Consider the following 3,792-nt stretch of genomic DNA (forward strand, 5'->3'; position numbering starts at 1 on the left):
TTTTCTGTCAAAGTATATTTGTTTTTTGGGGATGTAACTGTCTGTTATTGGTAATAAATTAAGAAAAAACAGGTTCCAAGAAAAAGTAAGTATAGGTATCCACCATTGAAATTTTTCACCCTCTTCGTAAATAGGTAGAGATAAAACACTTATTAAAGTCACAAGACTCAAAACAGCCCCTATAATTACAGGACCAAAAAGTACAGCTCTAGCTGGACTATTTCCGCACATTTCTACTTTATATCGTTCTGGGTGCTTTTGTATAACTTTCTGCTTTTTAGAGGTCAGGTCATACAAGTAACATAAGCCTTTAAACTTTTCTTTAAGACTATTTAATCTCTCAGGGTAAAAAAAACAATTAAACCGCTTTTTTTTAGGCATAATATCAACGGCTAGGTAGTCATTATTTTGCATCAGATTCCTTTAATAAACAGAGGCACTTTAAGGTGCTCTGTTTAAGTTCCTTTTTTTGATTGTTAAAGCATCATGGACTCTGAAACTTAAACAGTCTCACGGAAAGCCGATAAAAAGTTGAATCAATAAACGCTTTACTTTATATTTCCACGTTAATTGCTCTATGCGGTCAGGCCCTGCTTTCCAATGCAGCCAAGGTTTGATTACTTCTTCACGCTCTTTACCTTTTAGCCAATCATATGGAAAAGCATCTTCTAAAATTTCGTCCCTAATTTCAATTTGCTGTTCAATTGAAAAGTCTACCCAAAAGTCTGAAGGACGATTATTTTTTTTATCAAACTCTGCTGTAATTGGATCTGAATGACGGTGTTGTTCATATACAGGCACATCGGGCAATGGCTTACTTAAATCCATAAAACGTACATAACACTCCCACAATAAATAACAATGCACTGGATTAGCTGAAAGCTCAACAACAGAACCGGTTACTATTGTTTCAGGGTACTTTTCTTGATCAATATGACTAATTTCTGGAAAGTAATTCATTACACCCGGCGCACCCATTTTCGAGGTTAACCTGCAAACAATCTCCTCCCATTTAAAACAACAGTTACCTAAGTCATCTCTTTGTTCACAACCTGGTATATCAAAAGTAAACCCTAAGAATTAAACTAGACAGCCACTCTAATTGTGCAAGCTAAACTGTGCCATAAAATCTACTTTTTATGTTAAAAACTTACCTTTCCTTATCTATTTCTTTTATTTAATTCATTAAATAAAACATTACCGCTGTTAATCTTAAATTACATGCACAAAAATAACTGCATGATGCAGTTGTGATTTATTACTGAATAATTTTACTGAGTAGTTTAAGTTTATGCGAGAAGCTTTTGGCAGTTACTGATGTTCGCTCGCCGTTTTCTGTTTAAATTTTCACAGTAACTTGCTTGTGAAGTGGGCCTGCCTACTGCACCATGAAATACGCGTGTAAATTGTGTGGTGAGTTTTAACCAGTTTTCTGGTGATATATTCACTCTTTCTAGTAAAGGCAAATGTGCACTTTCAATATACCCTCGCTTATCTTCTCGTATACAACGTCCTGTTAATTCAACAAGTTCAAGGTACGATTTAAGCTCAAACGGGAGCCCTTTTGGCATTATTTGACGTGGCATGCCTGCAAAGCGAAGTAGTTGTTTTGGTTGTTTACCATCTCTTGCGTGTGTTAAACGTTTTTGGACGCTGGTATGGTCTGACTCTTCTGGGGTATTAGCCATTTTAGCTCTAATTGGGTTTAAATCGACATACGCCATACAGGCGGCAAGGGATGCTTCATCTAGTAATGCTTGAGACGTAAAGCGTCCCTCCCAGAACCGTCCTGTGCAGTTATCTTCTTTGTTCGCTCTGCGCGCAATACCTTCATTTAATAAGCGCATAAACCAGCTGATACTTGATAAGCGCTCTCGGTATTGCTTTACTGTTTGATTAAAAAATATAAGTTCTATTTTGCTTAACTTTTCGCCCTGGATGTATTTTTGTGTAATCAACGTACCTTTACAAAGCTTGTGCCACCGAATAACAATCGCTTTATCATTCAGCCGATTGGCTTTTTTATCGTCAACATACAACACCAAGTGCGTGTGGTTACTCATGACAGCATAAGCACACACATCAATACAAAATACCTTCGCTAATTCAAGTAGCTTATCTTCAACCCAGCCTCGTCGATGTTCGTAAGACTTCCCCGTAAAGTGGTCTTCACCACACAGAAAGGCTCGACGAACACACCGTGAAATACAATGATAATATTTTGTATCAACCAAACTTACTTGACGCTTTCTTGCAATAGCCATGTGACACCCTGCTTGTTTTTTGCACTAAACAAAGGCTAGCCTCTAACTTCGAAAAGTGCAAAATTTAGGATGAGTGTCTTGTTAATTTCTTTAATTCTCAACCAAACTTACTTGACGCTTTCTTGCAATAGCCATGTGACACCCTGCTTGTTTTTTGCACTAAACAAAGGCTAGCCTCTAACTTCGAAAAGTGCAAAATTTAGGATGAGTGTCTTGTTAATTCGCTTATAAACTAAATCCCGCCATAAAAGGTACTCAGGGTATCCCACACGTTAATTGCATAAATAAACGTTTCGCTTTGTATTTCCAATTAAGTGTTTGTTTTCGCTCGGGCTCAGGCGTCCAGCGTTGCCATGGTTTGGTGATTTCAGGGTGTGGCTCGTCGCTGTACCAATCTATTTTATATGCTTCAGCATATAGCTCATCATAAATTTCTGTTTGTTGTGCAAAGCTCATGTCACGCCAGTAAACCTCAGGGCGATTGTTTTGTTTATCAAACTCAGCGGTGATTGAATCTAGGTGCCTGTACCCCTCATATTCAGGTATATCAGGTAATGGCTTGGTGTTATCCATAAAGCGCACTAGGCGCTCCCAAAACAATAAACAATAAATTGGGTTCTGAGCTAACTCTGTCACTACAATCGTCATTTTTGTTTGTGGGTATTTATCTATATTTTTATGGGAGAGTCTTGGAAAAAATGCCCGCGAGCCCGACTGTGAGGTGCTTTCGTTTATTAATGAGCATTGCATATCTCGCCAATCAAAGCAGCAATTACCAAATTCATCGCGCTCGTCACAACCAGGAATATCAAAGGTGTAACCGACTTTACCTGTTTGACGATCAAAATACGCTAACTTAGGAGGCGCCATCCTATCCCAGAGTGGTTGGAGATTTAAAAATATAAGGTTCCCTATAAGCACCAAGAATAATAGAGTCAGCGGGTAAGGCTCTGAGCCAAATGGAATCCACCATAATGTAAATAACCCTATAAAAGAACTACCTGTGAACCCTAAAAACATGGGACCAAAGATAAGTGCTCTCATGGGATCATTACCGCATGAATGGACTTGAAAGCGCTGGGGTTGTGCCTTTAGGCCTAACTTATCGATATATAGCCAATCATAAAGAATACATAATCCACCAAATTTTCTTGTAATACTTTTACTTGTCTTAGCATTAAAGTATTTATTAAAAATTGTTTTTTTAGCCAGCGGGCCACCTAAGTAATTATAAATAGACATATTATTCCTTTAACAAACTCAAACTATGTATAGCTCAAACTTCCTTTAAGTTATAAAGCGGCTTTTGTAATGCGCTTAAGGTATGCCCATAAACAACTACTGCGCTAAGCTATTGCTCATTGTTAGTTTTAGCCAAATCAATTCCATATACTTTATGGTAGAGCAACGACAAAAGGGAAGGGAAAGTAATGTAATTAAAATAAACCAAATTATATGTGAATTTAAAAAGGCGCTTTTAATAAAAGAAGCTGATATGAAACTCAGTGTATTAAAATCTATTTCACCT

The 3,792-nt window shown here is 37.4% G+C and carries 3 protein-coding genes and 1 pseudogene; all 4 read right to left on the minus strand.

Annotated elements, in window-relative coordinates; translation table 11 throughout:
• A pseudogene (locus tag GQR46_RS17330) lies at positions 1 to 414 on the minus strand (hypothetical protein); the annotation flags it as partial.
• Positions 415 to 510: 96 nt separating this feature from the next.
• Positions 511 to 960 carry a hypothetical protein gene (locus GQR46_RS17335; protein WP_206009653.1) on the minus strand — a complete coding sequence of 150 codons (450 nt, stop codon included), beginning with the start codon at positions 958 to 960 and terminating at the stop codon, positions 511 to 513.
• 329 nt (positions 961 to 1,289) lie between these two features.
• A complete protein-coding gene (locus tag GQR46_RS17340; RefSeq protein WP_165741724.1) occupies positions 1,290 to 2,264 on the minus strand; it encodes a transposase in 975 nt (324 codons plus the stop codon).
• A gap of 255 nt (positions 2,265 to 2,519) precedes the next feature.
• Positions 2,520 to 3,506, minus strand: a complete 987-nt coding sequence (locus GQR46_RS17345) for a hypothetical protein (RefSeq protein WP_165741725.1) — start codon at positions 3,504 to 3,506, stop codon at positions 2,520 to 2,522.
• Positions 3,507 to 3,792 lie beyond the last annotated feature (286 nt).

Origin of the sequence: Pseudoalteromonas sp. Z1A6 (assembly GCF_011378745.1) — a bacterium.
GTDB lineage: Bacteria > Pseudomonadota > Gammaproteobacteria > Enterobacterales > Alteromonadaceae > Pseudoalteromonas > Pseudoalteromonas arctica.

Excerpts from the sequence above, each read along its gene's own strand:
- GQR46_RS17335 (WP_206009653.1), bottom strand. The coding sequence starts at position 960 with ATGAATTACTTTCCAGAAATTAGTCATATTGATCAAGAAAAGTACCCT.
- GQR46_RS17340 (WP_165741724.1), bottom strand. The coding sequence starts at position 2,264 with ATGGCTATTGCAAGAAAGCGTCAAGTAAGTTTGGTTGATACAAAATAT.
- GQR46_RS17345 (WP_165741725.1), bottom strand. The coding sequence starts at position 3,506 with ATGTCTATTTATAATTACTTAGGTGGCCCGCTGGCTAAAAAAACAATT.